Annotated in this window: 3 protein-coding genes and 1 pseudogene; all 4 read left to right on the top strand. The window is 68.8% G+C overall.

Translation table 11 applies throughout. The features are described from left to right. Nucleotides 1-456, top strand: a pseudogene (locus tag NQ160_RS20910) (signal recognition particle-docking protein FtsY); the annotation flags it as partial. 54 nt (nt 457-510) lie between these two features. Further along, entirely contained in the window at nt 511-1,011 is a 501-nt protein-coding gene (locus tag NQ160_RS20905; RefSeq protein ID WP_257517005.1) for a DUF2004 domain-containing protein, read from the top strand. Nucleotides 1,012-1,064: 53 nt separating this feature from the next. Next, nucleotides 1,065-2,009 (top strand): TetR family transcriptional regulator, encoded by a 945-nt coding sequence (locus NQ160_RS20900; protein WP_257517004.1) that lies wholly within the window; start codon nt 1,065-1,067, stop codon nt 2,007-2,009. 45 nt (nt 2,010-2,054) lie between these two features. Continuing rightward, nucleotides 2,055-3,451, top strand: a 1,397-nt coding sequence (ffh, locus tag NQ160_RS20895; RefSeq protein WP_257517003.1) for a signal recognition particle protein, incomplete at its 3' end; no start/stop codon positions are given.

Below are 3,451 nucleotides of genomic sequence, written 5' to 3'. Positions count from 1 at the left end.
TGGGCCGAGCGCGGCGGTGCGGCGATCGTGCGCCCGCAGCAGGAGGGCCAGGACCCGGCGTCGGTCGCGTTCCAGACGATCGAGTACGCCAAACGCACCGGCACCGAGATCGTGCTGGTGGACACCGCCGGGCGCCTTCACACCAAGGGCGGACTCATGGACGAGCTCACCAAGATCCGCCGGGTCATCGAGAAGCAGGCGCCCATCAGCGAAGTGCTGCTCGTGCTGGATGCCACTACCGGCCAGAACGGCGTCATGCAGGCCGAGGCCTTCCTGCAGCACGCCGGGGTCACCGGGCTCGTGCTCACGAAGCTCGACGGCTCCGCCAAGGGCGGATTCGTCCTCGCGGTGCAGGAGCGCACCGGCATCCCGGTGAAACTGCTGGGGCAGGGTGAGGGCATCAACGATCTCACCGGATTCACGCCGCACGTGTTCGCCGCTTCGCTGGTCGACTGAACCACCCGGCGCGCCGGACTACCGCCCTGGGTGCAGGACTGGTTTCATAGAGGCATGGCGATCGAGCACGACTACTTCGGACTCTTGGAGACCGGCCCCGACGGGTCGATCTTCTGGTCGGAGAACGTCGAGTTCGCCGACCAGATCGTCACCGTCGACCTCACGGCTCCCGATCAGGACGACGTCTCACCCGCAGCGCTCGACATCGCCGCGGCGATGATCACGGCACTCGAGAGCATCGACATGACCGCGCGCAACGCCATGGTCACCGAGCTCGACGACCGCACGAGCGAAGTGACCGAGTACATCCTGCAGCAGCAGCACCGCATGGGCGATCGCCTCGAGGAGTACCTCGTCGACATCTCCGGCGACGTCCACGTCGATGTCATCCGCTCGCTGCAGCTGATGAGCATGACGATCCTCGCCGACGAGCACGGCGGAAAGGACCCGTTCGCGGTCCTCGAGTACGCCCTGGACCCGGATGCCACCGACGACGTGCTGCTGGTCAACCTCGCCTCCGACGGCGAAGTGCAGTCCGTCACCAGCGCCGAGTAGGCACGTGCGGGCTCGGATCACCCGTGCACGCGGACGATCCGTACGCTGGAGACATGAATCGGGTGGGTAGGCCGAGAGCCTCGTCGCGGGACACTCTGGCCGAGGCGGCCTGCGAGCTCTTCCTCGAGCAGGGGTACGAGGCGACGTCGGTCGCCGACATCACCACCCGCGCGGGAGTGAGCAGGTCGAGCTTCTTCAACTACTTCTCGTCGAAGGCCGATGTGCTGTGGTGGGGACTCGACGAGCGCCTGGATGCCGCGACGACGGCGCTGCGATCCGGTCTGCCGGTGCGCGACGCCTTGGCGGCCATCGGCGAGGATTTCGCGCCCGACCACCTCGCCCTCGCGATCACCCACGAGGCGGCGATGGGGCTGGCGGGGGAGCTCGATAGGGAACGTGCCGCGCGCCAGCTGCGGCTGGGGCGCGCCGTCGCCGAGCGGCTCGATCGCGACGGCAGCGGGGGTCTCGTGGGCGAGGTCACCGGCAGCGCGTACGCCGGCGCCGTCTTCGCCGCGGTCTGGGCGTGGGCGCAGGGCGGCCCCGGCGGGGCGGCCCTGGTGCCGCTCCTGCACACCGCGCTGTCGGCCGTCCCTGCCCCCGGGCCGGTACGGCAGCTGCGCCTCGTCGTGCGCGCCGACCGATTCGACGAGGCCCTGGAGTTCTACCGCGACGTCCTGGGGATGCCGCAGGCCGAGGCCTACGAGGCCGAGGGCGGTGCCCGGGTGGCGATCCTCGATGCGGGTCGGGCGACATTGGAGCTCGCGAACTCCGCACAGGTGGACTACATCGACGCCGTCGAGACCGACGGTGACGCCCCGAGCGACCCGTTGCGGGTCGCGTTCGAAGTCGCGGACGCCGATGCGGCGGCATCCATGCTCGCCGCCGCGGGGGCCGAGCTGCTGGCATCCGCCCGCATCACCCCGTGGCGCTCCGTCAATGCCCGGCTGCGCGCACCCGCCGGGCTGCAGGTCACGCTCTTCCAGGAGCCGACCGGCTAGCAGAGTCGGCAGCGGGGTCGCGCGTCCGCGTAGAATCGGGGAATCATGGCTACCTTCGGCACGCTCTCAGATCGTCTCACAGAGACCTTCCGCAACCTCCGCACCAAGGGCAAGCTCACTGCCGCCGACGTCGACGGGACGGTACGAGAGATCCGTCGGGCGCTCCTGGACGCCGACGTCGCGCTGCCGGTCGTCAAGGAGTTCACCGCGAAGGTGCGTGAGCGGGCGCTGGGCGACGAGGTCAACCGTGCGCTCAACCCGGCGCAGCAGGTCGTGCAGATCGTCAACGAGGAGCTCGTCGCGATTCTCGGTGGCCAGCAGCGTCGCCTGCAGTTCGCCAAGAACCCGCCGACGGTCATCATGCTCGCCGGCCTTCAGGGCTCGGGTAAGACCACGTTCGCGGGCAAGCTCGCGAAGCAGCTCGAGAAGGAGGGTCACACGCCTCTTCTCGTGGCGGCCGACCTCCAGCGCCCGAACGCCGTGAACCAGCTGCAGGTGGTCGCCAAGCAGGCCGGTGCGGCGATCTATGCGCCCGAGCCCGGCAACGGCGTGGGAAACCCGGTGCAGGTCGCCCGCGACGGCGTCGAGACCGCCCGCCGACAGCTGCACGACGTCGTCATCATCGACACCGCCGGACGCCTCGGCGTCGACGCGGAGCTGATGAAGCAGGCATCCGACATCCGCAAGGCGACCGACCCCGACGAGGTGCTCTTCGTCATCGACGCGATGATCGGCCAGGACGCCGTCAACACGGCCAAGGCCTTCCAGGAGGGCGTCGACTTCACCGGCGTGGTGCTGTCGAAGCTCGACGGCGACGCGCGCGGTGGTGCCGCGTTGTCGGTAGCCTCTGTGACCGGCCGGCCCATCATCTACGCGTCCACCGGCGAAGGTCTCGACGACCTCGAGGCCTTCCACCCCGACCGCATGGCCAGCCGCATCCTGGACCTCGGCGACATCCTCACCCTCATCGAGCAGGCCCAGCAGGCCTTCGACGAGGAAGAGGCACAGAAGGTCGCGGAGAAGTTCGCGACCGACAGCTTCACGCTCGAGGACTTCCTCGACCAGATGCAGCAGCTCAAGAAGATGGGCTCGATGAAGAAGATGCTCGGCATGCTGCCGGGCATGGGCCAGATGAAGCAGCAGCTCGAGGATTTCGACGAGAAGGAGATCGATCGCACCGAGGCGATCATCCGGTCGATGACCCCCGCCGAGCGACGCAACCCCAAGGTGCTCAACGGCTCCCGCCGGCTGCGCATCGCCCGCGGTTCCGGCATGACCGTCACCGACGTCAACCAGCTCGTGCAGCGCTTCGAACAGGCCGCGAAGATGATGAAGACCGTCGCGCGCGGCGGCGTCCCCAACATCCCCGGCATGGGAGCGGTGGGCGGCAAGCCGGGCGCCTCGAGCAAGCGCGGCAAGCAGCAGAAGAAGAAGGCCGTGTC

Source organism: Microbacterium sp. zg.Y909, from assembly GCF_024626565.1.
The sequence above is the reverse complement of the archived record's forward strand: the minus strand, read 5'-3'. Positions and strand labels throughout refer to the sequence as shown.